The sequence below is a fragment of the Sinorhizobium sp. 6-70 genome, from assembly GCF_030124375.1.
In the GTDB taxonomy this organism is placed as follows: domain Bacteria; phylum Pseudomonadota; class Alphaproteobacteria; order Rhizobiales; family Rhizobiaceae; genus Sinorhizobium.
Genome location: NZ_JASKLS010000023.1, coordinates 12,278 through 38,328, shown reverse-complemented (window position 1 = coordinate 38,328; position 26,051 = coordinate 12,278). Strand labels below are relative to the sequence as shown.

The 26,051-nt window shown below is 62.8% G+C and carries 26 protein-coding genes and 1 pseudogene; 11 read left to right on the top strand and 16 right to left on the bottom strand.

Translation table 11 applies throughout. The annotated features are described in order from the left end of the window. Positions 1-188 (top strand): annotated as a pseudogene (locus QN222_RS29070) (DUF2384 domain-containing protein); the annotation flags it as partial. After that, the gene (locus QN222_RS29065) at positions 185-874 is read left to right on the top strand and encodes an RES family NAD+ phosphorylase (protein ID WP_283966023.1); all 690 of its coding nucleotides are present in this window, start codon (positions 185-187) and stop codon (positions 872-874) included. The pseudogene QN222_RS29070 and the gene QN222_RS29065, both read left to right, overlap by 4 nt. Positions 875-883: 9 nt before the next feature. Here the strand turns inward: QN222_RS29065 and QN222_RS29060 are convergent, their stop codons facing one another. Then, the gene (locus QN222_RS29060) at positions 884-1,570 is read right to left on the bottom strand and encodes a TetR/AcrR family transcriptional regulator (protein WP_283966022.1); all 687 of its coding nucleotides are present in this window, start codon (positions 1,568-1,570) and stop codon (positions 884-886) included. 211 nt (positions 1,571-1,781) lie between these two features. Between QN222_RS29060 and QN222_RS29055 the strand changes: the two genes are divergently transcribed. From QN222_RS29055 to QN222_RS29045, 3 genes are read left to right on the top strand one after another with little or no spacing between them, the layout of a single operon-like run. Further along, a complete protein-coding gene (locus QN222_RS29055) occupies positions 1,782-2,759 on the top strand; it encodes an efflux RND transporter periplasmic adaptor subunit (protein ID WP_284005738.1) in 978 nt (325 codons plus the stop codon). Positions 2,760-2,766: 7 nt separating this feature from the next. Further along, positions 2,767-4,008, top strand: a complete 1,242-nt coding sequence (locus tag QN222_RS29050; protein ID WP_283963667.1) for an ABC transporter permease — start codon at positions 2,767-2,769, stop codon at positions 4,006-4,008. Beyond that, positions 4,005-4,703, top strand: coding sequence for an ABC transporter ATP-binding protein (locus QN222_RS29045; RefSeq protein ID WP_283963668.1), 699 nt, complete (start codon positions 4,005-4,007; stop codon positions 4,701-4,703). Before QN222_RS29050 ends, QN222_RS29045 begins: the two co-directional genes overlap by 4 nt. 60 nt (positions 4,704-4,763) lie before the next feature. Here the strand turns inward: QN222_RS29045 and QN222_RS29040 are convergent, their stop codons facing one another. The 3 genes from QN222_RS29040 to QN222_RS29030 form a co-directional block, all read right to left on the bottom strand. Then, the gene (locus QN222_RS29040) at positions 4,764-6,758 is read right to left on the bottom strand and encodes an acyltransferase family protein (RefSeq protein ID WP_283963669.1); all 1,995 of its coding nucleotides are present in this window, start codon (positions 6,756-6,758) and stop codon (positions 4,764-4,766) included. A gap of 561 nt (positions 6,759-7,319) precedes the next feature. Further along, a complete protein-coding gene (locus QN222_RS29035; RefSeq protein ID WP_283963670.1) occupies positions 7,320-7,781 on the bottom strand; it encodes a nuclear transport factor 2 family protein in 462 nt (153 codons plus the stop codon). 235 nt (positions 7,782-8,016) lie between these two features. Beyond that, complete coding sequence (locus QN222_RS29030) at positions 8,017-9,243, bottom strand: PLP-dependent aminotransferase family protein (protein WP_180938278.1); 1,227 nt, start codon at positions 9,241-9,243, stop codon at positions 8,017-8,019. A 284-nt stretch (positions 9,244-9,527) separates the two neighbouring features. Between QN222_RS29030 and QN222_RS29025 the strand changes: the two genes are divergently transcribed. The 3 genes from QN222_RS29025 (at position 9,528) to QN222_RS29015 (ending at position 12,465) form a co-directional block, all read left to right on the top strand. Further along, positions 9,528-10,520: a threo-3-hydroxy-L-aspartate ammonia-lyase gene (locus QN222_RS29025; RefSeq protein WP_283963671.1), complete on the top strand. Its 993-nt coding sequence runs from the start codon at positions 9,528-9,530 to the stop codon at positions 10,518-10,520. A gap of 108 nt (positions 10,521-10,628) precedes the next feature. Next, positions 10,629-11,240 (top strand): class I SAM-dependent methyltransferase, encoded by a 612-nt coding sequence (locus QN222_RS29020; RefSeq protein WP_283963672.1) that lies wholly within the window; start codon positions 10,629-10,631, stop codon positions 11,238-11,240. 463 nt (positions 11,241-11,703) lie between these two features. Next, a complete protein-coding gene (locus tag QN222_RS29015) occupies positions 11,704-12,465 on the top strand; it encodes a DUF4239 domain-containing protein (protein WP_283963673.1) in 762 nt (253 codons plus the stop codon). A gap of 48 nt (positions 12,466-12,513) precedes the next feature. On the opposite strand, the gene QN222_RS29010 is transcribed toward QN222_RS29015, so the two are convergent. The 10 genes from QN222_RS29010 to QN222_RS28965 form a co-directional block, all read right to left on the bottom strand. After that, positions 12,514-12,804 carry a hypothetical protein gene (locus QN222_RS29010; protein ID WP_283963696.1) on the bottom strand — a complete coding sequence of 97 codons (291 nt, stop codon included), beginning with the start codon at positions 12,802-12,804 and terminating at the stop codon, positions 12,514-12,516. An 87-nt stretch (positions 12,805-12,891) separates the two neighbouring features. Beyond that, positions 12,892-13,602, bottom strand: a complete 711-nt coding sequence (locus QN222_RS29005) for a L,D-transpeptidase (protein ID WP_283963674.1) — start codon at positions 13,600-13,602, stop codon at positions 12,892-12,894. Continuing rightward, positions 13,587-14,522 carry a glycine betaine ABC transporter substrate-binding protein gene (locus QN222_RS29000; RefSeq protein ID WP_283963697.1) on the bottom strand — a complete coding sequence of 312 codons (936 nt, stop codon included), beginning with the start codon at positions 14,520-14,522 and terminating at the stop codon, positions 13,587-13,589. The genes QN222_RS29005 and QN222_RS29000 overlap by 16 nt, the downstream gene beginning before the upstream one ends. Positions 14,523-14,871: 349 nt before the next feature. Then, the gene (locus QN222_RS28995) at positions 14,872-15,534 is read right to left on the bottom strand and encodes a CBS domain-containing protein (protein WP_283963675.1); all 663 of its coding nucleotides are present in this window, start codon (positions 15,532-15,534) and stop codon (positions 14,872-14,874) included. A 149-nt stretch (positions 15,535-15,683) separates the two neighbouring features. Then, the gene (locus tag QN222_RS28990; protein WP_283963676.1) at positions 15,684-15,929 is read right to left on the bottom strand and encodes a DUF982 domain-containing protein; all 246 of its coding nucleotides are present in this window, start codon (positions 15,927-15,929) and stop codon (positions 15,684-15,686) included. A gap of 218 nt (positions 15,930-16,147) precedes the next feature. After that, a complete protein-coding gene (locus QN222_RS28985) occupies positions 16,148-17,002 on the bottom strand; it encodes a sugar phosphate isomerase/epimerase family protein (protein ID WP_283963677.1) in 855 nt (284 codons plus the stop codon). 4 nt (positions 17,003-17,006) lie between these two features. Beyond that, entirely contained in the window at positions 17,007-17,783 is a 777-nt protein-coding gene (locus QN222_RS28980; protein ID WP_283963698.1) for an ATP-binding cassette domain-containing protein, read from the bottom strand. After that, positions 17,780-18,772: an ABC transporter permease gene (locus tag QN222_RS28975; protein WP_284005731.1), complete on the bottom strand. Its 993-nt coding sequence runs from the start codon at positions 18,770-18,772 to the stop codon at positions 17,780-17,782. The genes QN222_RS28980 and QN222_RS28975 overlap by 4 nt, the downstream gene beginning before the upstream one ends. Before the next feature lie 63 nt (positions 18,773-18,835). Then, on the bottom strand, positions 18,836-19,765 hold the full coding sequence (locus QN222_RS28970) for a substrate-binding domain-containing protein (protein ID WP_284005730.1): 930 nt from the start codon (positions 19,763-19,765) through the stop codon (positions 18,836-18,838). Between the two features lie 131 nt (positions 19,766-19,896). Next, entirely contained in the window at positions 19,897-20,958 is a 1,062-nt protein-coding gene (locus tag QN222_RS28965; protein ID WP_283963680.1) for a LacI family DNA-binding transcriptional regulator, read from the bottom strand. Between the two features lie 156 nt (positions 20,959-21,114). On the opposite strand from QN222_RS28965, the gene QN222_RS28960 reads away from it, so the two are divergent. The 3 genes from QN222_RS28960 to QN222_RS28950 all read left to right on the top strand — a co-directional run bounded on the left by QN222_RS28960 (position 21,115) and on the right by QN222_RS28950 (position 23,699). Then, positions 21,115-22,146 (top strand): hydroxyacid dehydrogenase, encoded by a 1,032-nt coding sequence (locus tag QN222_RS28960; protein WP_283963681.1) that lies wholly within the window; start codon positions 21,115-21,117, stop codon positions 22,144-22,146. Between the two features lie 139 nt (positions 22,147-22,285). Next, the gene (locus QN222_RS28955; protein WP_283963682.1) at positions 22,286-23,257 is read left to right on the top strand and encodes an aldo/keto reductase; all 972 of its coding nucleotides are present in this window, start codon (positions 22,286-22,288) and stop codon (positions 23,255-23,257) included. Positions 23,258-23,444: 187 nt separating this feature from the next. Next, the gene (locus QN222_RS28950; protein WP_283963683.1) at positions 23,445-23,699 is read left to right on the top strand and encodes a hypothetical protein; all 255 of its coding nucleotides are present in this window, start codon (positions 23,445-23,447) and stop codon (positions 23,697-23,699) included. 58 nt (positions 23,700-23,757) lie between these two features. Here QN222_RS28950 and QN222_RS28945 read toward each other — a convergent pair whose 3' ends face one another. Together QN222_RS28945 and ilvC are read right to left on the bottom strand one after the other, a co-directional pair. Further along, positions 23,758-24,534, bottom strand: coding sequence for a sulfite exporter TauE/SafE family protein (locus QN222_RS28945; RefSeq protein ID WP_283963684.1), 777 nt, complete (start codon positions 24,532-24,534; stop codon positions 23,758-23,760). Between the two features lie 401 nt (positions 24,535-24,935). Beyond that, entirely contained in the window at positions 24,936-26,009 is a 1,074-nt protein-coding gene (gene ilvC / locus QN222_RS28940) for a ketol-acid reductoisomerase (protein ID WP_283963685.1), read from the bottom strand. Positions 26,010-26,051 lie beyond the last annotated feature (42 nt).

Genomic DNA, 26,051 nt, shown 5'->3' with positions numbered 1-26,051 from the left:
TGATCGTCGGCATCTTCAAGGGACTGCGCCTCTTCTTCAACGGCCCCCTCACCTATGAGTGGCCGAAATCGGCCAATACCGGCCCGGTCTTCAATGGCAAGACCCCGGTCGCCACGATGATCGAGGGCGGCATCCCCGCGATGCTCCGCGTCCGCCGCTACCTCGACGGCCTGCGCGGTGGTTTATGATCCCCGAGATCGACTTCACCGATCCCGCCACCGTCCGGCTGATCTCGACGGCCTACATCACAGAGCCGGCGGTAAAACCCCTCTGTGACAACGACGACGAGCTGGAGATCCTCAACCGGCTGGAGGCGCAGACCTCGGCGCGGCTGAGCCCGATTGCGCTGCCGTCCGGCGTCAGCCCGGCCGAACTCTTGAATGAATCCTTCGGCTATGGCTGGTCGCTGATCAACGCCGCCTTCTGCCATGCCCGCCCGCCGGGCAACCGCTTCAATGGCGAGGAGCGCGGCGCCTGGTACTGCGCTTTCGGGACGCTGGCGAGCGAGACCTGCCAGGCGGAAATCGTCTTCCACCGCACGCGGGCGCTGCGCGACGCCGGCAATTTCCACGACATCGGCCACTATCGCGAACTGATCGCCGGCTTCCTCTGCCGCTTCCATGACGTGCGCGGCGAGAGGGGCGCGGCCTATCTCGATCTGGATCCGGTGATCGCCTATCCGGCCGGCCAGGCACTCGCCGGCACCATCCTCGCCAAGGGCGGCAATGGCGTGATCTACCCCTCGGCCCGCCATCCAGAAGGCGAATGCCTTGCCGTGTTCCGCCCCTCGGTCATCCAGAACATCCGCCAGGGCCGCACGATCACCTTCGAATGGACCGGCTCGCCAATGCCGAGGGTTTTGAGCGAGGGTTGATATACGGGACTAAGCCGCAAGAAACGCACGGGCAAAGCCCGGTTCCGTAACCTGGATCGATCCTTCCGGGAGTTTCAGAACCCGCTCCACAGCCAGACCATAGCTCTGCATCCAGCTATCGAGCATGGCCGCGGCGCTCTCGACGTCGCCGGCTTCCGCCTGCTGCAGGGCGCGATACATGACCTTCGCGACACCGAGCCTCAGATTGAGCAGCATGAGTGCCATTGCCTCGGGATCGGGTGCATCGAGGCTTCCCTCCTCCTGGCCCCGCCTCAGGATTTCCGTCATGAACGGCAGGGTGACCTCGGTCAGCGCCTCGTCGATGCGATGATAAAGCACGGTGTTTTCAGGTTTGAAAAGCGCATTGTACGTGTTCTTCAATTGCGGAGCCATGTCCACCTTCATGCGCCGCGAGTTGGCAAAAAGCGCGTTCAGGCGGCCGACGCCGTCGAGCGACGGATCCTCGAGAAGCGGCCGCATCTCGTCCAGGCTCTGGCGGGCCATCCGCGCCGCAAGCGCCTCCAGCAGCGCCTCCTTGGATGCGAAGTAATGGTAGAAGGCACCTTTGGACAGGCCCGCCTCCCGGATGACGTCGTTGACCGTGGTATTCTCGTATCCATGTTCGAAGAAGAGACGCTGCGCGCAATCGATAAGCTCGTTCGTTCGAATATCCGGCGATTTTACAATTCGGGTCATGCGTCGTCCTGGAAACCCTGCAGTGGAAGTATGACTTGATAATAGACCGACGGTCGGTCTATTACTAGGGTGCCTCCTGCTTTTTGAGGTGGAATGCTCCAGATCAAAGCCGCTGCGCCCTTTACGCGTTCAATCGAGGCGGTCTGGGGCAGGCAATCGGGTTTCGTGGAGAGATTTCGTGCGGTTGAAGCGTTATGCGATCGGTATTGCAATGGCCGCGGTGGCAGGTGCGGCGGCTTACTGGTACGTCTCTCGTCCGGCGCCCGTGACCGTGGTGACGCCGAAGCGTGGCGATGCGGCTGAAATCGTCTATGCGAGCGGCGTCGTGGAGCCGCGCATCTGGGCCAAGGTCACGCCCACCGTGCGCGAGCGGATCGTCGAGCAATGCAATTGCGAGGGCGAGCGCGTGGAAAAGGACCACGTGCTCGCCCGCCTCGACGACACCGAGGCGCGCGCCACGCGCGGCGAACTCCAGGCGCGCCTGTCGCTGGCGCAGGAGGAATATCGCCGCAAGCTCGCGCTTTCGGCGCGCAACACGATCAGCGTGCAGGAGGTTGACAGGGCCCGCACCGAAGTGGCGCAGTTGGAGGCATTGGTGGCAGCCCAGCAGGCACGGCTCGCGAGCTACGTGCTGCGCGCGCCGAGCGCCGGGCAGGTACTGCGCCAGGACGGCGAGATCGGCGAGGTCGCGGAACTCGGCACCGTGCTCTTCTGGGTCGGCGAACCGAAGCCCCTGATCGTCACGGCCGAGGTGAACGAGGAGGACATCCCACGCGTCGAGGTAGGCCAGCGGGCGCTGTTGCGGTCTGACGCGTTTGCCGGCCGTGAACTGGAGGCGGTCGTCGACAGCATCACGCCGAAGGGCGATCCCGTTACGAAGACCTACCGCGTCCGTTTCCGCCTGCCCGACGACACGCCGCTCAGGATCGGCATGTCCACCGATGTCAACGTGATCGTGCGCCAGTCGCCGAACGCATTGATCCTTCCCTCGGGCGCGGTCAGCGGCAACCGGGTCGCCGTGGTCGAGGGCGGCGACGTGCGCTTGCGCGAGATCGAGATCGGCATACGCGGCACGGGCGGCGTCGAGGTTCTTTCAGGACTTGAGGAGACAACACAGGTCATCGCCCCCTTCCCCGCTGACCTTGCCGAAGGCACGCGCGTGACCATTGCGGGAGGCGGCAGCAACTGAGGCCATCATGCAGTTAATCCTCGATATTGCGTGGACGCACATCGCCGGTCGCGGCCGCCAGACCGTCGTCGCGATAATCGGCGTGGCGGTCGGCGTCGGCTTCTCCATTGCGATGGCGGCGCTGATGCAGGGCGGCCAGGACGATTTCGTCCGCCAACTCGTCGATACCATGCCGCATGTCGAGGTGAGCGACGAGCAGCGTTCGGCGCGCCGGCAACCGGCGGAGGACGTCTTCGAGGTCGCCGCCATATCGGGCTTGCGGCCGCGCGACGACCGCCGCGGCATCATCAACCCGACGGCAGCGCAATCGTGGCTCGAGGAATGGATCCCGGGTCGGTTCGCCGCAACGCTCCATGCCGAGGGCGTCATCCGCTATTCCGGCCGCGAGGTCGGCGCCGTGGTGATCGGCATCGATCCGGAGAGGGAAGCGAGCGTCTCGCCGATCGTCGAGGATTTCCGTGAGGGAAGCTTCGCCGCGCTCACCGCCGGCGGCAACAATGTCGTGATCGGCGATACGATGGCGTCGAGGCTGGGCGCCGGGCTTGGCGATACGATCACCGCGGTCTCGTCCGAGGGGCTCACCCGCAACTTCAAGATCGTCGGGCTGTTTCACACCGGAACCACGGCGCGTGATGAGGGCGAGGCCTATGTGCTGCAGAAGAATGCGCAAATCCTGTCCAACCGGCTGAACGCGATCAACCGGATCAGCATCAAGCTCGACGATCCAAATGCCGCCCCCACGATTGCACGACGCGTCGAGGCGGAGCTCGGCTACAAGGCGGTTGCCTGGCAGGAGGCGAACGAATCCATCCTGGAGGCGCTCGTGGTGCGCAACATCATCATGTACACGGTCGTGGCCGCCATCATGCTTGTCGCCGGCTTCGGCATCTTCAACATCATCTCGACCATCACCCACGAGAAGGCACGCGACATCGCCATCATGAAATCGCTCGGCTTCTCAGAAGCCGACATGCGGCGCCTCTTTGTGCTCGAGGGGCTGGCAATCGGCGGCGCCGGTTCGCTCCTCGGCTGGGCACTCGGATTTTCGATCACCTACGCGCTTTCGCTCGTGCACTTCGAAATCGCTGCGACCGGCCAGGAAATGACGCGGCTGCCGATCGCCTGGAGCATGCTCCACTACCTGATTGCGACGGCCTCCGCGGTCGGCTCTGCGGCGGTCGCCGGCTACCTGCCGGCCCGGCGCGCGGCGCAGCTCAATCCGGTCGACATCATCAGGGGTGCGACATGACGAGCCTGATCGAGACGACCGATCTCACACGCATTCTCCACGAGACGGTGCCGGTCACGCTGGTGAGGGATGTCACCCTCAGCATCGGCGAGCGCGAATTCGTCGCCGTGACCGGCCCGTCAGGATCGGGAAAATCGTCGCTGCTCTATCTCCTGGGCCTGCTCGACCGGCCGAGCGCGGGAACACTCAAGATCCGCGGCCGCGATGCCGAGCCGATGAGCGAGAAGGAGCGTGCCACGACGCGCCTCGCCAATATCGGCTTCGTGTTCCAGTTCCATTTCCTGCTGCCGGAGTTCACCGCCCGCCAAAACGTCGAGATCCCGATGCGCAAGCTCGCCCGCCTCACCCGCGGCGAGATGCGCGAGCGGGCGACGGCACTGCTCACATCGCTCGGGCTCGAAGGTCACCTCGACAAGCGGCCCGACCAGCTTTCCGGCGGCCAGCGCCAGCGGGTGGCGGTCGCCAGAGCGCTCGCCAACGATCCGCCGCTCATCCTCGCCGACGAGCCGACGGGCAGCCTCGACAGCAAGAGTTCGGAGCAGGTCTTCGCGATCCTGGAGGCACTCGTCAACGAGCGCGGCAAGACGGTCGTCGCCGTCACCCACGACCTCGAAATGGCCGCCCGCATGCATCGGCGCATCCATCTCGTCGACGGCCGGATCAGCGAGGAAGAAGGCGCCAAGGCGGGATTTTAACGGCGTTGGCAAGATGGCAGCGTGCCGCCCGACAATGCGGCTCCCGCACTCGCGCGCAAGCTACTTGTTCCGGACCGCGCCGACGATCGTCTCTCCGAAAATCGCCCGTTGCAGGGGAGCCGCGAGCGATTCTGCATAGGGCGTGGCGATGTGATGGCGATCGCGGAAGGTCAGTTTGCCGTCGATGACCGCGGGGCAAGTGGTTTTGTTGCAGAAAAGATCGACCACATCGACATAGGAGGCATGGCCCACTTCCGACACGACCTTCCGTTCCGCCGCCGGGATCGTTTCCTCCACGGCCTCGTTGCGCGGTGTGTCGCAAACGCTCGGGCTGTCGTCCTGCCACAGGGCACGCGCGACACACTTGTCGAGGTAGGATTTGTGCAGCGGGCCGTCCCGGAGCACGACGACGTCGCTGCCGGTCTCTTTCAACGTCTCCACCGTGCGCTTGATGCCCTTCGCCCAGTCGCTGACGTCGATCTGATAGCTCGATATGTAATTGATGTCGTTTCGGACGTAGCTCGAGGAGTATTCCGAAAGGATGACGACATCCGGCCTCAGCGAGGCAATCTGGCCGAACACCAGCTTCCTCCACTCGTCGCACTCGCTGTAGCTACGCGCCAACACCGTGTTCCAGGTCGTCACACTTGCCGCCGGGCATGACGACTTCAGATAGGTGACAAGCCGCCAGCCGTTGTTCTCGGCAATTCGCTTGAGCGGCGTCGACCAGTGATCGGCATGGGAATCGCCGAAGAGAACGATGGTCTTTTTCGGGTTCTTGGCGCCGAATTCACAGGCCTTTGGCGCGATCTGGTCCCTTTCGAGCACGCAGGCCGAATCGAATTCCCGCGCCGCCGACTTCCGCTCGGCGCTTGTGAGGACCTGCCGCTGCTCAGAATCGAGGTTGTAGTTTGCCAGGGCTGCACTGCCGTAGGCGACCGTCGCGCCCGTCGCTGTCAGCATCGCCGCGAGCCCCAGCGACCGGCTGGTCTTGGCCGCCAGCCAGCCGCTGTGGCGCACTGGATTTTCGATGAAATGATAACTGAGAAGCGAGAGGACGAGTGTGAGCGCCAGACACAGGAGCCGATCGGCGATCGTCAGGTCCGGCTCGAGGATCCCCGCATAGACGATCACCGGCCAGTGCCAGAGATAGAGGGAATAGGAGAGTTTCCCGATCTCCTGGAATGGCTGGAAGGCGAGAACGGACCTTGGCCCGATGCGGCTTTCATGCGCGCCGCTGAGAAGCACCATCACCGTGCCCAACACCGGCACCAGGGCAATCGAGCCCGGAAAGGGGATATCCTCCGTGACGGTCAGATAGGCCACCGCGATCAGGGCGAGCCCAAGCCAGCCGAGGGCGGGCGAAAAGCGGAACCGTCTTGCCCACTCCTGCGAGACCGCCATCGAAGCAAGGCCACCGGCGGCGAACTCCCAGGCTCTCAGCGGCGAGAAATAGAACGCCCAGGGCTGGGAAATCGCGGTCATCCGCCAGCAAAGCGCAAGGGAAACCACGGCCACGGCAGCAAGCAGAAGGAACGGGTTGCGCTTGCCCGGAAGAAACCGCGCAAGGACCAGGAGGAGCGCAGGCCAGACGAGATAGAACTGCTCCTCGACCGAGAGAGACCAGTAATGAATAAAGGGGTTGTTCGACGCGTCCGATGCAAAATAATCCACGGTCCAGCGGATGAGCCACAGATTGATCATGTAGGACGAGGCAAACAGCGATCCCTTCGAATAAAACTGCTGCTCCGACGGCGAGAGAATGAAGTAGCCGAAAAGCAGCGTCACCAGGATGACGAACAGTGAGGCCGGGAGCAAACGGCGAGCGCGCCGAGCATAAAAGCGCCAGAGATTGACCGTGCCGCTCCTGGCGATCTCCTGCTGCAGATGCCTGGTGATCAGATACCCGGAGATGACGAAGAAGATATCGACGCCGATGAAGCCGCCGGGCAGACCGGTCATGCCGAAATGAAAGGCAACGACACCGGAAACCGCCAAGGCGCGCAGTCCTTCGATGTCCGGGCGAAAGCTTCCTGGGGCCGCTTGCATACTCATACCGTTGGTTGCATTTCTCTCAGACGCCCCAGTCATTCCATGGCACGAACAGATCTGGAGGCAAAGCGTGATTTGACGCGGCGCAACATTCTACGCCGCAATGCAGCACGCCTTCGCGAGGGTGATCCTGACCGAAAATGAGGCGGTAATATGGGGCTTTTTTCAATTTTTTCTGAAGTTTATGCGGCTGCCCGCTCGCTGGCGGCGTTCACGCCGCTCGAAACTGCTGTGCATGAGGCCTAAGCAACACACCGCCAGACCACAATCACTGATTGATCGATCCAATTAACACGCCCCCTCAAAAACGAAGGGTGGGCACGTCGAAAACGTAAGAAACTCAGCGATCCGGCACACCCTGCCCGGTTCCGGCGCACATATGCAGGCCGTGTCTCAGCGGTGCCCGGATTATTGCCGCTGACGAAGAGAAATAGAACGCCATCAGCCATTGCCGCGCCCGCGGTCGCCGGCTCTTCCAGAGATTCAGAAGACACTTGTTCTGCAGCCCCGCGTATCAGATCGCCACGCAGGCGATTCGGTGGCGACGAGACCGCCGTGGCCGTGCTACACGCCCGTCTGGGTCGTCATGACAATGCCCGCAAGCTGCACTGACGTGTCCATCGGGGTCGCCACCTCCATCAGTTGCAGCGTGTCGACAAACTCCATGATCTCCACCATCAGCCCGTCGCTGAAGGTGACCTTGTCGATAAACTCGGTTTCGAAGCGGGCATCGCTCGGGACGAACCGGACCTCGCCGGCGCGATGGGCGCAAACCGTTTCGCCATCGATGTGAAGAGCGAGCGTTGCCACCTTGGAAAGATCCCAGACCTCCATCAATTCCTTGAAGTTGAGACGCACGGCCTCGCCACCTTCGATCTTCCGGCACATCGGACCGAGCCGATCACTTCCCGCGATACGGAAGCTGCAGGCCGGGTGTACATAGGCCATCAAGGCGTCGAGGTCATTGTCGTCCCGCGCCTGGTAGATCGCGTGCATGATGTTTTCGAGTTCGCTTCGATCGGTCATGGCAGTCCTCCCCTTTCGGTTACTGCACAACGCACATGAATCGGAAACGATGACAGCCGGCTCTGCTCGTCATGCGAGAGGCTGGGCTGTCTCGCAAGTTTGCCGTCAATCGCCACTGCTGGCAACAGCGAAAGAGACCGCGGGCCGCCAGGACGAACGCGGAGAAAGTCTGCCGATAAACAGAAGGCCCGGCGTTTCCGCCAGGCCCTTGGAATGCTCGCCTCGTCTGTCCGGCTTAGGCCGCCTCAGCGACCTCACCGCGGATCAAGTCTCCTAGCCGGCGGATGCCCTCTTCGATCATCTTGTCGTTGGCGCAGGAGAAGCTCAGGCGCAGCGTGTTTTCGCCGGACCCGTCGGCGAAGAAGGCGCGGCCGGGGACGAAGGCAACCTTCGCCGTCTGGATCGATTTGGCCAGAAGCGCGGCCCCATCCGTGCCCTTCGGCAGCGTCACCCAGACGAACATGCCGCCTTCCGGCTTGGTCCAGGTCACATCTGCCGGCATGTATCTTTCGAGTGCGGCCAGCATGGCGCTGCGGCGGTGCTTGTAGACCTTGTGGATCTTCGCCACCTGCTCGTCGAAGCCGCGCTCGGCCACGGTGCAGATCGCCATCTGGTTGATCGTCGAGGAATGCAGGTCGGCCGCCTGCTTCATCAGCACCAGCTTGCGGATAACAGCTTCGGAGGCGCAGACCCAGCCGACGCGAAGTCCCGGTGCCAGCGTCTTGGAGAAGCTGCCGCAATAGATCGTGCGGGCGCTGTTGATGTCGCCCTTGCGGGCGATTTCCAGCGCCAGGATCGGCGGGATCGCCTCACCGTCATAGCGCAGCGACTGATAGGCCGCATCTTCGATGACGGCGACGTCGAGCTCTTCCGCAAGGTCAAGGACGCGCTCGCGGCCGGCACGGTCAACCGTCTCGCCGGTCGGGTTGGCGAAATCGGCGGAGAGATAGGCGAACTTCACCCGGCCACCGGCCTCAGCTGCCTGCTGGCGGTAGGCTTCGGGCGTGCGGTTGCCGCCGGGGTTCAACTGGTCGTAGGCCGGCTCATAGGCATTGAAGGCCTGCAGTGCGCCGAGATAGGTCGGCCACGTGACGAGCGCGGTATCCTTCGGCGACAGGAACAGCTTGCCGAGATAGTCGAGCGCCTGCTGCGAGCCGGAGGTGATGAAGATGTTGTCGACCGTCGCCGGGATGCCAAGCGCCGCCATCTGCTTGGCCAGCCACTCGCGCAGCGGCCGGTAACCCTCGCTTACCGAATACTGCAGTGCTGCGCTGACCGCCGGGCCGCCGAAGATCTCGGCATAGGCCGCCTTGAATTCAGCGTCGGGGAAGAGTTCGGGATCGGGAATGCCGCCAGCGAAGGAAATGATATCGGGACGATCGAGCAACTTCAGAAGCTCACGGATTTCGGAGGCGCGCATCCGGCTCGAACGCGTCGCGAAGATATGGTCCCAATTCAGCATGGGCGGGTTCCTCGAGATCTTTGCAACGGGACTACGGAAGAAGCGGACTTCCGGCGTCCCGCGTTTCTTTGTCGATTGTCCGGCGACAGGATCACGTCCGCTATTTTATGTCAACGTTATTGACCTAAATCAGTTCGTTTTTCGTGGCCCAAGGCTTACAAAACAGGTTACTGCCGCGTGGTTACTTGCGTGACGTAACGTGAGACATTGGCGCCTCGTGTAGCGCGTGCGGATATCGCGCGCTATGCTCCTTCTATCCGTGGGAACCGCGTCTGGAGGTTTTCGTGAACGACACGTCATCAGCGTCCGCTTCGCTCAGGATTCCGACATTCGAGGATGTTCAAATGGCGCGGCAGCGCATTTCCGGCGCCGCGCACCGCACCCCCGTTTTGACATCGCGGACAGCCGACGGAATGGCTGCGGCGTCTCTCTTCTTCAAGGCGGAGAACCTGCAACGCGCCGGCGCCTTCAAGTTTCGCGGCGCATACAACGCCGTTGCTGCGCTCGACGAATCTCCCCGACGAAACGGCGTCGTGGCCTTCTCCTCCGGCAACCACGCCCAGGCGCTGGCCTATGCGGCGAAGCTGCAAGGCGTTCCGGCAACGATCGTGATGCCGACGGACGCGCCGGAGATAAAGATCGCCGCGACGAAGGCCTATGGAGCCGAGATCCATTTCTATGACCGGTACACCGAGGATCGTGAGGAAATCAGCAGGCGCCTCGCCGCCGAGCGTGGCGCAACCTTGGTCCCGCCCTTTGATCATCCGGATGTGATTGCGGGACAGGGTACCGCCGCACTGGAACTGATCGAGGAGGTCGGGGAACTCGACCTGCTCGTCGTACCGCTCGGCGGAGGCGGTCTGCTCGCCGGCAGCGCGCTCAGCGCCCGCGCGCTCTCACCCGCCTGCAGGATCATCGGCGTCGAGCCGGAGGCGGGCAACGACGGCCAGCAGTCGCTCAAGAAGGGCGAGATCGTGCGTATCCCGGCGCCAAAATCCATCGCCGACGGCGCGATCGTCACCCACATCGGCGAGCGCAACTTCGCCATCCTGAAACGCACGGTCGACGAGATCGTAACCGTTACCGATCCGCAACTGGTCGAGACCATGCGGTTCTTTGCCGAACGCATGAAGATCATCGTGGAGCCGACCGGCTGCCTGGCCGCGGCTGCCATATTGCAGGGTGTGCTGCCCTGTCCGGGCGCGAGAGCAGGCATTCTCCTCAGCGGCGGAAACGTCGATCTCAAGACGTTCAATGCACTGTTGAGTGCGCGCTAAGCTCTTTCGAGAGATCGCGCATCGGCTCAAGGCGGCGGCTTTCCGTGAGCCGCTTGTCCTGCATCACTGCCCGTCTTATCACATGCCCATGACGACAAGGGAAACGAGATGCCGCCGCTCCGCGACGAGACGAATGCCTTCTACCGCGACAATGCGGCAGCCTATGCAAATCGGGAGCGCAAGGCGCCGACGGCGCGCCTTGAACGCTTCCTCGCAAGGCTCACGCCCGGTGCCAGGATTCTCGAACTCGGCTGCGGCGGCGGACAGGACAGCGCCTATATGCTTGCCAGGGGGTTCGATGTGACACCGACCGACGGCTCACCGGAGCTTGCGGCCGAGGCCGAGCGTCTTCTCGGGCGGCAGGTCGAGGTCGTCCGGTTTGATGAGATCGCATGGCGCGACGTTTTCGACGCGGTCTGGGCGGAAGCATGTCTCCTGCATGTGCCGCGTGCCGAGCTTGCCGGCGTGCTTGCCCGCATCCTGCGCGCACTGAGAGGCGGCGGGATTCTTCATGCCAGTTTCAAGGCTGGAAACGGCGAAGGCCACGATCGCTTCGGGCGCTATTTCAACTATCCTTCGCGGGACTGGCTGATGCCGCTGTTCAACAGGAACGGTTGGGCGAACGTGGATATCCTGGAAGCGGATGGGGGTGGTTACGACGGAGAGCCGACCCGCTGGCTGCATGTGTCGGCCGCAAAACCAATATCAGCAAAGCAATAGTAGCAACGGCCGGACTGCACCCGGCGAGGCTTATCAGTCTGGCTGCGCCGCTCAGGCCTCTCCCTCATCCCAGTAGCTGCAGATCAACAGGGCGCAGATCGCAGCCAGGATGAGAAAATCGAAGAGCGCGAAGTGCTGCAGAATTGTCGTCATTACGCTTCCTCCTGCCAACCAACACATCAGAGCACGAATTGGTCTCAATAGGAAGAGAACTGCAGAATAATATTTCGGAATACCTTAGTTTAGGAAAGTAAGATTTGCGTCGCACAATACTATTCTGCGGCGCACAATACTCAAATTGCGAAAACGCAAACAAAGCCGACCGCTTCAATCAATAACCAGAATACCAGACGGCATGCTGCTTTCTTGCCGAAACTGCCCGCCGAAGATATTTTTGCGCTGGTCCCTCCGGATTCTAGAAGAACCAGTGTCTTGGCCAGCAGCGCCCCGCAAAGGTACAAACATGACCGGGTTGATTATTTCGTCCACCGTCTTCGCATGTTTGTGCATTGCGTCGTTTGCCACCATGCGCTTCCACCCGAAACTTCCGCTGCGGCACCGGGACGACGACACAAACACCGTCGTGCGCCTCGTTGCGAATATTTTCGTGGTCATGACCTCGCTGGTCTTCGGTCTCATGATCAATTCCGCGAAAAACACCTTCGAAAACATCGACAGCAACGTTCATTCCTATGCGACCAACCTCATCCTGCTTGATCGGACGCTAAGAACTTACGGCCTCGGCGCAAACGACGCCCGCCAGCACCTCGTTGCCTACGTAGAAGAGGCGATCGCAAATCCGGCACGCGCGGACGACACTCTCCGCAGCGAAAGGAACACGGCTCAAATTCGCCTGGATATGCTGGGGGAAAGCCTCGCCGCCATCACGCCCGCCGACGGCTTTCACGAGTCCATAGTTGCGAGCGCGCATCAACAATACAATCGCATCGTCGAACAACGCTGGGCGATTGTCGAACAATCCGAGGGCGCGATTCCCATGCCGCTCATCGCGATGCTGGGCGCTTGGCTGACGCTGATTTTCGCGAGCTTCGGTTATCGGGCGCCGATGAACACGGTCGTCGCCACGATGTTCCTCGTGTCGGCTCTGTTGATCGCCGCTTCCGTCTATCTCGTCCTCGACATGGACATCCCCTTCAGCGGAGCCATCCAGATTTCCGATGCGCCACTCCACAGGGCGCTGGCGGAAATGAAAAGCGGAACCTGATGGCGCGGCCGCGGGCGGAAACCCGTTACGCCTTTCTCGGGATTAGTCTCAGGCCGGCTGGACGGATTTGACGCTGCCGCTGCTGTCGACGACGCAGTTGAACTTGCGCCCGCCGGCATCGACATCGACGGCGTAGGTTGTTGCATCGAGCTGGCGCGAACTCATCGGCAGAACCCTGGCGCCGCTGGCTTGCGCAACGACGGCATTGGCGCAGATGAGCTGCAGGTCGGCGGGCGCGGTCTGCAGGCTTGTGCGGGCCATGTTCTGCGGTTCAGGCGTCGATGACTGGCATCCGCCGAGAAGCGAGACGCCGGCGACAACAAATGCGCAGCGCGCGATCGAATATGCATTCAACTTGGTCGTCGACAAATCCTCACCTCCAGATGTCGCCTTCGCTGTTCACACGCCCTTGCTCACACGCCCTGTTCAGACGCCCTTGTAGAGCGCCGCCCCCTGCATCAGCACGATGACCTTGGCGCCAATTTCCACGCGGGAATGCAGATCGACGATGTCGTCATTGTTCATCCGGATGCAGCCGGAGGAAACGTCGAGACCGATCGTCCAGGGCTCCACCGTGCCATGGATACGGTAGATCGTGTCGTTCTCGCCTTCGTAGAGATAGAGCGCCCTCGCCCCGAGCGGATTGTCCGGCCCGCCCGGCATGCCGGCCGCCCATTTTGCCGCGTTCGGGTCGCGCGCCACCATCTCGGCCGGCGGCGTCCAGGTCGGCCACTCGGCCGTGCGGCCGACGCGAACGATGCCCGCCCAGCCGAAGCCCTCGCGACCGACGCCGATGCCATAGCGGATCGCCTGGCCGCCGGGCTGGACGAGATAGAGAAAATGCTGGTTGCCGTCGATGATGATCGTGCCAGGCGGCTCGGCGGTGCGGAATGTCACGACCTGGCGGCGAAAGGCCTCCGGCACCTGCTTGTTGCGCGCGAAATACTGCCGCGCCTTGCGCTTGTCATAGTCAACCCATTTCTTCGTGCGGGCGTCGTAGATCTGCGTCGCCGCGAGCGCCGCCAGCGGCCCGAGGCACAGGCCGGCGGCAAGCACGATCAAGCCGATTTTCCGCGTCCCGCCACGTTTTACCTCTGTCTCAAGGCTGTCCCGGATCATCGTCATTGCTTTGCCCACCCGTCTATGCGTGCTGCGTTGCCGTCGACCCATTTCTTGGCGTAGTCGGGGGGCGTCTGGCGCTCCACCTCCAGCGCGTAGCTCATCGCCGTCACCTCTTCCGGCGAGAAATCCACCTCCTCCAGGAACTTCGCGATATCGGGATGCTTCTTGCCGAAGGCGGCCGCATAGGCGATGTGGAAATGCGCCGTATCCCAGGCGGTTGGCGCGCTCGACTTGGTGACCCACAGGGGATCGTCCGCCGGCACGATCTTCCATTTCGCCGGGTCATGCGCCGGCTCCTCGATACGCGTGAGCTTGTGCAACTCGAAGACGTGGTGCGGCGCATAGCAATAGAACACCATCGGCCGGGCGGTCGCGACCGCCGCATCGACCGCCGCCATCGCCACCTCCTCCTCGGCCTCGACGAGCGTCAGGTTCGCGGCATAGCCGTAGCTGTTCGCCCGCACCCGTTCGATCCCCGTCGAAAGCCAGGTCGGCGCGCCGATCCACACCTCGCCGCGTCCATCCCCGTCCGTGTCGAGCACTGCGGTCTTCGCCGGATCGCTGAGGTCGGCGATCGTCTTGAGGCCGGCAGCGGCTGCCTCAGGCGTGGCGCAAAGGCCCTGCCACGCCGGAACGGCGCGCCCGCTCAGGACGACCGCGCCCTTGTCGGTCACGTATTTCTTGATGAGATCCTCGAAATTCGGCCGCCACACTTCGGGCTGGATGTCGACCTCGCCCTTGTCGAGTCCGACAAAGGCGCTGATCGTCCCGAGTTCGCGCACGTCGGCCTCCAGACCGAACTTCTTGGCGATGCTCAATTTCAGGATATTGGCCGTTGCCTGTCCGGACGGCCAATTGGGCATGGCGATCACCAGGTCGGCGCCCTCAGCCGGCAGAGCAACTGTTGCGGCGAGCACGGCTGCGAAGGCGGCCACGCGGAATTTCGTGCTTCTCTTCACAGTGTCCTCCGACCAGATTCCCCGAATGCTGCGGCTGATGTCTTGTGAATGAATGCTATGAGTCGAGTCGAAACTTGGAGCGTCGCGCTATGTCGGACGCGACCTACGCGTAGTGCACGCACTTGATCTGTCTGCGGGTCGAGCGACCCGGAATACGATACAGGCATGTCTTGACGGCCGGCAGGATGCACCAGCTTCTTCCCATCCGTCAACTTATCGTTGCTGGGTTTCGGGATTCCTCGCTCCCGTTGGCCCTTGAGGAGCACAACGATCGTGGCAGCGAGGATCATGAGCTCGAACAATAGGGGATCAAGAACGTGGGCCGCTAAATCTCCTTTTCCACGACCAGCCTGTCGACATAACTTTCGACGCCGTTGATATTCTCCATCAGCACCTTGATCGCGCGACGCTCCAACTCGCTCTTCAACTTGCCTTCAAGCACGGCATGGCAAGCTTCCACGGTGACCGTGATGTTCCGCAGATCCAGGCCGAGGTCGGAGCGAAGGCGCGCACGGATCGCGACGGCAAGCGGTTCGTCTCCCCTGACCGCGCCGTCACCGGGAACGTCGACGATCGCGCGCAAAAGGTCGACGCGACTGATGATGCCGACCAGCGCGCCATTTTCCACGACCGGCACGCGCTTGATCTTGTGGTTGAACATGAGCTCGGCAACGGCGCCGATCGGAGCGTCGCGCCCGACGGTGAAAACCTCGGTCGACATCAGATCGGCGATGCGCCAGCTATTGCTGCGGATGTAGCGGTCGAGATCGACGAGGGCGCTTTCGGCCGCGCCAGTGCCCCGGCCCTTCCCGAGCTCGACGCGGCGCAAAAGGTCGCCTTCCGTCAGCATGCCAGCGACCGCACCATCGTCGTCGATGACAGGGAGACCGCTCAGCCCTTTCGTCACCATGGTTTCGATCGCGTGGCGTACACTGCTTGCCGTACTGATCGTGGCTACGTTTGTCGTCATGATTTCATCGGCGCGCATTTGGGCCTCCACCTGTTGCGGGAGAAACGAAAGCACTTTCTGCCTGACGGATTTGTCTGAGAGGGGGAAAGATGCAGGAAATGCCGAACATTTTCAAATCTTTCCGAAAGGCCGAAGCGCAAAATCGGTCGCCTTGCCTCGCACCCGACCTAAGGCGCAACGGCGATACCCGCCTCCCTTGATGCATCAAGAAATGTGATCCGGGCGACGTAAGCCGGCAGATGGCCGCTCAACACCTCCTCGCATGCGGCAACAGCAGCGTAATAGGCGGGTCCCCTTCGCTGCGGCCAAGCCTCCTGCAGCAGGGCGAGAGCCTCGCTTGTGGTCGACACGAATGCCAAACCGCCTTCGCCAGACCTCACGACGACACACTCGTTCCAGGGACCGGCACTCATTGTTCGCCTCCCCGTTAGGCAATGCGACTGGACGCCGTTGTAAGTAACGTAGCAGCCGCGTTTTTGAAGTCGTGCCCGGGACAGGGAGTGCTGAAAATCTTTGGAACCCGACGATCCTCGCGACCGTCGGCCACTCACGGTTGGGGGATGCGGCGCGAGCACACGGCTCAAGCGGCGGCGGTGCGCCGCTGGGGTTGGGCTTCAATCTGCCCGAGCCATCAGCCCAGTTGCAGACCGGCCGCCCGCGCCGTCTCGCGCAGGAACGGCAAGCCGACCTCGATGACATCGCGCGGGTCTTCGGCGACCGGCCGCCAGATTGCCAGCCCGCCGGCGATGTCCTGGTCGACATGGTTCATGCTCTCGAGCGTGATCGGACCCTCGTAGCCGATGTCGGCGATCGCCTTCATGCAGGCCTGCCAGTTCAGCATGCCGCGTCCCGGCACGCCGCGGTTGGCCTCGGAGACATGCACATATCCGAGATAGGGCGCCGCCGCTTCGAACCCGGCGCCAAAGCTCTCCTCCTCGATATGCATATGATAGGTGTCGAGATGGATGAAAAGATTGTCGGCACCGATCCGCTCGATGATCCGCGCGGCGTCGATACCGCGGTTGATGAGATGAGTCTCGTAGCGGTTGCAGGGTTCGATGCCGAGCTTCACGCCGTGCGACCTTGCCGCCTTCGCCGCCCGCTCGAGAAATCGGCACATGCCGTCGATCTCCCTGGTCGTCGCTGCGCGGCCCGTGGTCTTGCCGATCGAGCCATAGGTGACGCCGGCGAGCCCGAAGCTGCCGATCTCCTCGCATACCCGGAATGCCGGCTCCAGGAAATCGAGCCCGTCCTGCGGATGTGCTACGATATCGAGCGCCCGCGGCAGTCCGAGCGACGGTATCAGCTCGACGCCATAATGGCCGGCGAAGGCCCGCGTCCGCCGCGTGTCGATTTCCCTCGGCCTCAGCAGCGGAATTTCCAGGAGCCCGATGCCGAGCTCCTTGAGGCGATCCATTTGCGGCTCGATGCGCGAGAGATCCCAGACAGGCGCGATCGCGAAAGTGTGCAGTCCGAAGGTACTCATGAAGTCAGCCCCGTTGTTCGTGCATGGCCGCAGCCGAAAGGTCGCCGCCGCCGACGATGCGGCTGACGACCTCGCTCATGTTGGTTCTGGCGGTGGCAAGATTTGCGTCGGCCCGCCCGTGTCGCAGGACGACGATGCGGTCGGTGACGGCAAGCACGTCGTTCAGCCGGTGGGAGATCAGGATCACGGCGATGCCCTCCGATTTCAGCCGGCGGATGAGGTCGAGCACGCCCTGCACCTCGCGCACCGCAAGGGCTGCGGTCGGCTCGTCCATGATGACGAGCTTCGGATTGAAGGTGAGCGCCCGGGCGATCGCCACGGTCTGCTGCTGGCCGCCCGAAAAGGAGCCGACCGAGCGGTTTATCGACGGCAGGTGGGCGCCGAGCCGCGCGATCATGCTTGCCGCCTCGCGGTCCATCCGCGCCTTGTCGATGAAGCCGGGAAACAGCCCGAACAGTTTTCGCGTCGGTTCGCGGCCGAGGAAGATATTGCTCGCCACGTCCTGCTGTTTTGCCAGCGACAGGTCCTGATAGATCATCTCGATGCCGAGTTCGCGCCGCGCGCCTGGGTCGAGTGGCAGCACGTCCGTGCCGTCGAACTCGATCGAGCCGGCATCGGCCCGGTAGATGCCGGTGATCGTCTTCATCAGCGTCGACTTGCCGGCACCGTTGTCGCCGACGAGGCCGACCACCTCGCCCTTCTCGACGGCGAGATCGACGCCATGCAGCACGTCGACCGCGCCAAAGCTCTTGCGGATGCCGGAAAGCGTGAGAAGGGTCATACACGGCTCTCCTTGCGCACCTGATACTGGTCGATGAAGACCGCGAGGATCAGCACCGCGCCGATCGCCATCTGCTGGTAATAGGATTGCACCGCAAGCAGGTTGAGCCCGTTCTGCAGCACGCCCATGATCAGCGCGCCGATCATGGTGCCGAGAATGGAGCCGCGGCCGCCGAAGAGATTGGTGCCGCCGATGATGGCCGCGGTGATCGCCGTCAGTTCGTAATTGAGGCCCGCCGTCGGATCGCCGGAGTTGATGCGGGCCATGAACAGCATGCCGGCAAGCCCGGCGAGCGCGCCGGAAAGCGTGTAGAGGATACGCCTGTGCCGCTCGACGCGGATACCGGCGGCGCGCGCGGCACTTTCGGAATCCCCGAGCGCCATGGTGTGCCGGCCGAATTTCGAATAGGCGAGCACGCAATGGGCGACGATTGCGGTGATGACGAAGATGATCACCGGCATCGGAATGCCAAGCGGCCGCCCCTGGCCGACATAGACCATCAAGGCCGGCAGGCCGTAGATCACCCGGCCGTCGGAAATGACGAGCGCAAGCCCGCGGGCAAGCCCCAGCATGCCGAGCGTGACGATGAAGGCCGGGACGAAGGCGCGCGTGATCAGCTGGCCGTTGACATAACCGGCGGCCGACCCGGCAAGGATGCAGGCGGCAAGCCCCACGGGCGAAGGCGCGCCGAGATTGACGGCGACATAGGCGCCCGCCACACCGGAAAGCCCCATCACCGATCCGAGCGACAGGTCAAGCCCGCCGGATCCGATGACGTAAGTCGCGGCGATCGCCAGCACGCCGATCGTCGAGGTGGCAAGCAGGATGTTCAGAAAATTGCTGAGCGACAGGAAGAACGGCGACAGGACGGCCATGACGGCGCTGAGCACGATCAGGACGATGAAGGATTCCAGCCGTATGTGCAGTTGCTCGACCGATGTTCGTTGCGCCCGCGCCCAAAGCCCGGGCTGCGCCGTTTCATGTGCCATGGTTCCCACCCACTACAAAAGGCGGCCGGCGCAGTATGGCGCGCCAGCCGGGTTCGGCAAAGCTCACTTGACGTATTGAAGCATCGGCTCCTTGCCGGCATCGAGCACATCCTTGGTCAGCACCAGCGTCGGCACGGCGATGTCCGCCGTCACGCTTTCGCCGGCGATTGCCTTCTTCACGTTCTCGACCGCCTGTTTTCCGACGAGATAGGGAAGCTGGGCGACCGAGGCGTTGAGCCGGCCGTCCTTAATCGACTTCACTGCGTCGGAATTGCCGTCCACGCCGATGATCGTCACCTGATCGCCCTTGCCGGCGGCATAGACCGCCTCGACTGCGCCGAGCGCCATGCCGTCATTGGCGGCGAAAATGCCGACGAGGTCCGGGTTGCGTGTCAGGATGTCGTTGGTGATCGAAGCCGCCTTGCCGCGGTCCCAGTCGCCGGGAAGCGAGGCGACGACCTCGAGGCCGGGCGCCAGTTCTTTCAGCCGTGCTGCAAAGCCTTGAGCGCGCCTCTGCCCGGTGACGTTGCCCGACAGCCCCTCGATCACCAGCACTGGCCCCTTGGCCTCCTTGCCGAGCTTCTCGACGAGATAATCGGCGCCCTGCGCGCCCGCCGCGACGTTGTCCGAGCCGATGCGGAAGGTGATCTTTATGCCCTCCTTGTCGAGCACGGCCTGATCGAGGTTGCCGTCGAGATCGACAACCTTGATACCCGCATCCTGCGCCGCCTTGAGGCACGGCAGGAGGTTGGTCGAGTTGATCGCGGCGGTGATCATCGCCACCGGCTTGCGTTCCAGCATCGTGTTGCAGAGATTGAGCTGCGGCTCGGCCGCCTGATCGCTTTCGGCTGCTTGCAGGAAATATTTCACACCGGCTTCCTTGGCACCGTCCTCGACCCCCTGGCTCATGGCGCCCCAGAACGGATTGGCGAGCGTTTTCATCAGGACGCCGTATTCGCCGTCTTGGGCGACGGCAGGCGCGGCGAAGGCCATTGCAACGCCCAACGCCAAAGTAAATCGATTTATCTTTGCGACAAATGGTTGCATCGTTTCCTCCAGTTGATGTCACGCACCGTGAGTTCCAGCCAGATCCGGCGCTTGCCTTCCGTCTTCGACAATCGGGGTCATTGCCGTTTTCCTCCCCCGGAATGCGGTCCGCTACCTGGCGACCCAACGGATTCCCGCATCAAGACCTTGCATGGTTCGAGCCGCGCCATCGGCGGCCCCCCTTCCCCTTCGATCCGGCGAAACAGCACGTCCATCGCCTCGATGGCGATCTGCCGCACCGGTTGCACGACCGCCGCAATCGCCGGCCACGTCACCTGCATCCACTCAGCATCGTCGAAGCCGACGAGGGAAATGTCGTTCGGGCAATGCCAGCCGCGCCGGCGGAATTCGCTGAGCGCGACCAGCGTGCCCCTCAGGAACAGCGAATAGACGGCGGTCGGCCGCTCGCCCTTGGCGAAATAATCCCGCAGCGAAGATCGCAGCGGCTCGACATCGCTTTCCGAAAGGATCACGTCGACGCGGGTATCGGGGGCAAGCTGGAGCGCGCTCTCACGAAAACTGTCCAGCCGGGCCCTGACGGTCGCCGCCTGTTCGCCGAGCCCCAGCACGAGGATATGGCGGTGGCCCCTTTCAACGAGCTCGCGCGCCACCTCCGCGCTCGCCGAAACACTGTCGGCCGAAACCGTGTCGAAGGCATCGTCCGCAAGCACCCGGTCGATCAGCACACCGGTCATGCCGTTCTTCTTCATGAACCCTGCCGCCGGTCCGTGCTCGTTGCGCACCGGCGCCAGCACGACGCCGGAGACGCGCCAGTCGTGCATGCGGGCGAGGATTTCCTTTTCGCGCGTTTCCGACTCCCGGCTCGACGCCGCGACGAGCGCATAGCCGCGCTGTTCGGCCAGCCGCTCCAGCTGCGTGATCACGGAGCCGAAGAATTCGCTTTCGAATTCCGGAACGATTGCACCGATGATGCGGCGCTTGGCGCGCCTCAGGTCCGAGGCGAGCGGATCGACGCGATAGCCGAGCAGTTCCACCGCGTCGAATACGCGCTGGACGTTCTCGGGCTTCACCGTCGCGACACCTTGCAGGACTTTCGACACCGTCGCGGCAGAGACGCCGGCGCTATTCGCCACGTCGTGGATCGACGGCCGCCGCGCATGCGCTTCCCGATGAACCATCCTCTCCTCCCGAGAGCAAGCAGTCTGCCGAGTGTCGCACAACAAGCGATAAATCGATTTTTCCATATTGTAAATCGTTTCATTCGGCGTACAACCTGTGCGTCAGCGGTACATGTACCGAATGCATCGGAAGGAGCCGACCGGGAGGAAGAAGCCATGTCCGACAATTCGCTGCCGCTGGTGATCAGCGCGCCGGAACCGCGTACGCTCGACCTCATTTTCACCCCGCCTTCGCTCGCGCGCCTTCGTGCCGGCTACCGGATCGTTGAGACGACCGACCGGGACATTGCCGCGCTGCCGGCCGACGTTCTCGCCGCGGCCCGCTACATCATCGGCCAACCACCGATTTCGGGCGAATTGCTCGCCGGGATGCGATCGCTGCGCTGCGTCTTCAACGTCGAGACCAACCTGATCAACAACATGCCCTATGAGACGTTGTTCGAGCGTGGCATCCATGTGGTAACGACCGGCGCGGTCTTTGCCGAGCCGGTGGCCGAACTTGGCCTTGCCATGGCGATCAATCTCGCGCGCGGCATCGTCGATGCGGATCTCGCGTTTCGCGAAGGCGAAGAATTATGGGGTGGTGACGGCAACCGCACGGCGCGGCTCATCTCCGGCGCAGATGTCGGCATCATCGGCTTCGGCGACCTCGGCAAGGTGCTGAACCGCCTGCTGTCGGGCTTCCGCACCCGCACACGGGTCTTCGATCCCTGGCTGCCGCCGTCGATGCTGATAGAGCATGGGGTGGAGCCGGCCTCGTTGGACGAGGTGCTATCCGAGAGCGACTATGTCTTCGTCGTCGCCTCGGTCACCAGCGAGAACCAGGGGTTCCTCGGCGCAGACGCCTTCGCGAAGATGCGCAAAGGCGCCGCCTTCATCCTGCTCAGCCGGGCCGGCGTCGTGGATTTCGAGGCGTTGATGGATGCGGTAGGCACCAGGCACATCATCGCGGCCAGCGATGTCTTTCCGGAGGAACCGCTTGGCCTCGATCACCCCGTCCGAACGCTACCCGGCTTCCTGCGCTCGGCCCACCGCGCCGGCGCCCTCGATGTCGCTTTCAAGCGCATGGGAGACATGGTGCTCGAGGACATGGACCTGATGGACCGCGGCCTGCCGCCGATACGCTGCAAGCGCGCCGAGCGCGAAACCGTCTCGCGGATGCGCTCGAAGCCGGTCGACAGGAACTAGAGCCCCTGCCCCCATGAACAGCGATCAATGCCGCGCCGCTGTCTTGTTTGACTTCGCTTGACCGAAACCTAGGTAGAAGGCGACCTGCAAAACCGATCGTTCCCGATCGCCCCGTTCAATCCCACTTGAGAGAAAAGCCATGCACTACAGAACACTCGGGCGTACCGGCCTCAGCGTTTCCGAAATCGGTTATGGTGCCTGGGGCATCGGCAACAGCGGCTGGCGGGGCGCCGACGACGAGGAGTCGGCACGCGCGCTCAACCGGGCGATCGACCTCGGTCTCACCTTCATCGACACGGCGCTCGGTTATGGCGAAGGCCACAGCGAAAGGCTGGTCGGCAAGCTGCTTAAGGAACGCTCGGAGACGATCCACGTCGCAACCAAGATCCCGCCCAGGAACAGGGTGTGGCCGGCCCGCCCCGGCACGCCGGTCGAGGACGGCTTCCCCGCCGACCATGTCATTGCCTGCACCGAAACGAGCCTCAGGAACCTCGACGTCGAGACCATCGACGTGCAGCAGTTTCACGTCTGGTCGGACGAATGGGTCGGCCGCGGCGACTGGCTCTCGGCAGTCGAGCGGCTGAAGCGGGACGGCAAGATCCGCTTCTTCGGCGTATCGATCAACGACTACGAGCCGGAAAACGCCCTGGCCCTCATCGAAAGCGGCGTCGTCGACAGCGTGCAGGTGATCTACAACGTCTTCGAACAGACGCCCGAGGAAAAGCTGTTCCCGGCCTGCGAGCGGCACAATGTCGGCGTGATCGTGCGGGTGGCGCTCGACGAGGGCGGGCTCACCGGCCAGATCCGCGCCGACACCGTGTTCCCGGAGGGAGACTTCAGGGCCAATTATTTCCGCGGCGACCGCAAGGCCGAGGTCGAGCAGCGGGCACGCAAGATCGTCGAGGACCTGGCGATCGCCCCCGACGCGCTCGCGGAGACGGCGCTGCGCTTCGTGCTCAGCCACCCGGCCGTATCGACCGTCATCCCCGGCATGCGCTCGGTTCGCAATGTCGAGCGCAATTGCGCGATCGGCGACGGACGCGGCCTTCCCGCCGACGCGCGCGAGAAACTGCGCGCGCACAAGTGGCCCCGGAATTTCTATCGCGATTGAACGCTCGATCGACGTTCCTGAACGCTCGCAGGCCTTCTCGTTCAAGGCCGCCGGCGCCCTCTCGGGGCGCTTGCGGCCCCGCTTGCGCTCGCGACAAGCCCGTGCCGAGGGAACGGAAGTGGCGCATGATGGTTGGAACTCCACGTGTTGCACGCGACATGCAGAGAAGAACATTGGAGGTTCCACCATGTTGAACAAAGTGTTGGTTGCGGCTGCCATGCTCACGGCTGTTGCATCGCCCGTCTTTGCACAGGCCGATATCAAGTGCGACCAGGCGGGGATGACAAAGCTCGAAACCGACGTCGGCCAAATCACCGATGCAATGAAGAAGGACTACGCCAACAAGGAACTCGCCATGGCCAAGGAGGCGATGAACGCCAAGGAAATGGACAAGTGCAAGACGCACATGTCCAACGCCATGAAGGGCAACGAGCCGATGTAAGGGCCGGCAAGCGCAAGGGCGCGCGGCCCTCTCCGAAGGGCAGCGCTCCCTCGCGCATTTAGAGCCATCCGGACAGTTCGAGCGTCTGGTAGCCGGCCAAAAGCGTGATCAGAGAGCCGACGAGCCGCAGGAGCGTTTTCTCTTGCAATGCCTTGACGACCCATCCTGCAAGAGGCGCCGCAAAAACACCCCCGGTGATCAGCCCGCCGAGAGATGTGAAGTAACTGCGGGATTCGACGGCTTGCTCCCAATGGCCGGTTACAATCGTGGCGAGGAAGCTCAACGACACCGAAAGCGCGATCAGGAATTCGGTCGCATTGACCGTCCCGATCACGTATCGCGGCTGTCCACCGGCGCCAAGCAGACCGGTGGTGGCGACAGGCCCCCAGCCGCCACCGCCCGCCGCATCCAGAAATCCGGCGATTGCGCCGAGCGGCGCCACAACTCTCAGCTTCACGGGATTGGTGGGGATACGATGAAACGACCGCAGCAACAGCCAACTCCCAACGACTGCGAGATAGGCGGTGACGAATGGCTTGACCTGATTTCCCTCAAACGAGGTAAGGACAAAAGCACCGAGTATACCCCCGCCAACACCAAACGGGATCAGTCGCCGAAACAGCTTCCAGTCGATGTTGCGATGATAAAGATGACCTGACCCCGAAGCGGCGGTGGTGAACAATTCCGCGGCATGCGCTGAAGCTGATGCTTGCGCCGGCGGCACCCCAAAGGTGAGGAGCACCGTTGAAGAGATCACCCCATAGGCCATCCCAAGAGCACCATCGACCAATTGGGCCAGAAACCCGACTACCGCAAACAGCAGGAAGTCTTCCATGAGAGGCTCCGCGCATGAGTTGCCGTCGCACCAGCCTGGCGTATGCAACGCGCACACGGAGGCTCTATGGCTCAACCAAGTTGCAGTCGGAATGCTCTTAGCAAGCAGAAAACGGACCATGCGCCGGGCTTGTTCCCGGGATGCGGCCAATTCAGCGCTCAGCGCGGAAGGAAAGTGTGAGCGGTTTTCCACTCGTACTCCGCTTAAGCCATTGAAATCGAGTACGAACTGGCACCCGAAAAAAGAAAGCCGAGGCAAAACACCCCGGCTTCCTTTTGCCTCTTGGGAGGTAGGGCATGCCGCGCCACGCATCCAGGATGCACAAGGGACGCGGCACACTTGCAAATGGCGTATAACCTTTCGGAAAATCGATGCGATTTTTCGGGGTTATGCGCGTTCGCTTAGTTCTTCGCCTTGTCGACCAGCTTGTTCTTGCCGATCCAGGGCATCATGCCGCGCAGCTTCGCGCCGACTTCCTCGATCTGGTGGGCGTCGTTGACGCGGCGGATGCCCTTGAAGCGGGCGGCACCCGAGCGGTACTCCTGCATCCATTCCGAGGTGAACTTGCCGGTCTGGATGTCCTTGAGAACGCGCTTCATCTCGGCCTTGGTTTCTTCGGTGATGATGCGCGGGCCGGTGACGTACTCGCCCCACTCGGCGGTGTTGGAGATCGAGTAGTTCATGTTGGCGATGCCGCCTTCATAGATCAGGTCGACGATCAGCTTCACTTCGTGCAGGCACTCGAAATAGGCCATTTCCGGGGCATATCCGGCTTCGACCAGCGTTTCGAACCCGGCGCGGATGAGTTCGACCAGACCGCCGCAGAGAACGACCTGTTCGCCGAAGAGGTCGGTTTCGCACTCTTCCTTGAAGTTGGTTTCGATGATGCCCGAGCGGCCGCCGCCGACGCCGCAGGCGTAGGAGAGCGCGAGATCGAGCGCGTTGCCGGAAGCGTTCTGGTGAACGGCAACGAGGCAGGGAACGCCGCCGCCCTTCTGGTATTCGCCGCGAACCGTGTGGCCCGGGCCTTTCGGCGCGATCATGACGACGTCGACCGACGCCTTCGGCTCGATCAGGCCGAAATGGACGTTGAGGCCGTGGGCGAAGGCGATCGCCGCACCGTCGCGGATGTTGTCGGCAATCTCGCCCTTGTAGATGTCGGCCTGCAGTTCATCCGGCGTCGCCATCATGATGAGGTCGGCCCACTTGGCGGCTTCCGCGACCGAGAGCACCGAAAGACCGTCGGCCTCGACCTTGGCGGCGGTTGCCGAGCCCGGCTTCAGCGCGATGCGGATTTCCTTGGCGCCGGAGTCCTTGAGGTTCAGCGCATGGGCGCGGCCCTGGCTGCCATAGCCGACGATGGCGACCTTCTTGGACTTGATCAGGTTGAGATCGGCATCACGATCGTAATAGACGCGCATAGAATTATCCTTCCCTTTGCTGGTCTGTTGTTCCACTGGCTGGCCCGAACGCATGACCCGGAAGATCCTTTGATCTTCGCAAAGGCTTATGCGTCC

Bases quoted from the DNA above. Each gene is read 5' to 3' on its own strand.
- QN222_RS29030 (WP_180938278.1), bottom strand. From the start codon at position 9,243: ATGCTGAATTGGGACCATATCTTCGCGACGCGTTCGAGCCGGATGCGC.
- QN222_RS28955 (WP_283963682.1), top strand. From the start codon at position 22,286: ATGCACTACAGAACACTCGGGCGTACCGGCCTCAGCGTTTCCGAAATC.
- QN222_RS28975 (WP_284005731.1), bottom strand. From the start codon at position 18,772: ATGGCACATGAAACGGCGCAGCCCGGGCTTTGGGCGCGGGCGCAACGA.
- QN222_RS28965 (WP_283963680.1), bottom strand. From the start codon at position 20,958: ATGGTTCATCGGGAAGCGCATGCGCGGCGGCCGTCGATCCACGACGTG.
- QN222_RS28960 (WP_283963681.1), top strand. From the start codon at position 21,115: ATGTCCGACAATTCGCTGCCGCTGGTGATCAGCGCGCCGGAACCGCGT.
- QN222_RS28950 (WP_283963683.1), top strand. From the start codon at position 23,445: ATGTTGAACAAAGTGTTGGTTGCGGCTGCCATGCTCACGGCTGTTGCA.
- QN222_RS28995 (WP_283963675.1), bottom strand. From the start codon at position 15,534: ATGCGCGCCGATGAAATCATGACGACAAACGTAGCCACGATCAGTACG.
- QN222_RS29035 (WP_283963670.1), bottom strand. From the start codon at position 7,781: ATGACCGATCGAAGCGAACTCGAAAACATCATGCACGCGATCTACCAG.
- QN222_RS29065 (WP_283966023.1), top strand. From the start codon at position 185: ATGATCCCCGAGATCGACTTCACCGATCCCGCCACCGTCCGGCTGATC.
- QN222_RS28990 (WP_283963676.1), bottom strand. From the start codon at position 15,929: ATGAGTGCCGGTCCCTGGAACGAGTGTGTCGTCGTGAGGTCTGGCGAA.
- QN222_RS29045 (WP_283963668.1), top strand. From the start codon at position 4,005: ATGACGAGCCTGATCGAGACGACCGATCTCACACGCATTCTCCACGAG.
- QN222_RS29055 (WP_284005738.1), top strand. From the start codon at position 1,782: ATGGCCGCGGTGGCAGGTGCGGCGGCTTACTGGTACGTCTCTCGTCCG.
- ilvC (WP_283963685.1), bottom strand. From the start codon at position 26,009: ATGCGTTCGGGCCAGCCAGTGGAACAACAGACCAGCAAAGGGAAGGAT.
- QN222_RS28970 (WP_284005730.1), bottom strand. From the start codon at position 19,765: ATGGCCTTCGCCGCGCCTGCCGTCGCCCAAGACGGCGAATACGGCGTC.
- QN222_RS29050 (WP_283963667.1), top strand. From the start codon at position 2,767: ATGCAGTTAATCCTCGATATTGCGTGGACGCACATCGCCGGTCGCGGC.
- QN222_RS28985 (WP_283963677.1), bottom strand. From the start codon at position 17,002: ATGAGTACCTTCGGACTGCACACTTTCGCGATCGCGCCTGTCTGGGAT.
- QN222_RS29040 (WP_283963669.1), bottom strand. From the start codon at position 6,758: ATGAGTATGCAAGCGGCCCCAGGAAGCTTTCGCCCGGACATCGAAGGA.
- QN222_RS28945 (WP_283963684.1), bottom strand. From the start codon at position 24,534: ATGGAAGACTTCCTGCTGTTTGCGGTAGTCGGGTTTCTGGCCCAATTG.
- QN222_RS29015 (WP_283963673.1), top strand. From the start codon at position 11,704: ATGACCGGGTTGATTATTTCGTCCACCGTCTTCGCATGTTTGTGCATT.
- QN222_RS28980 (WP_283963698.1), bottom strand. From the start codon at position 17,783: ATGACCCTTCTCACGCTTTCCGGCATCCGCAAGAGCTTTGGCGCGGTC.
- QN222_RS29020 (WP_283963672.1), top strand. From the start codon at position 10,629: ATGCCGCCGCTCCGCGACGAGACGAATGCCTTCTACCGCGACAATGCG.
- QN222_RS29060 (WP_283966022.1), bottom strand. From the start codon at position 1,570: ATGACCCGAATTGTAAAATCGCCGGATATTCGAACGAACGAGCTTATC.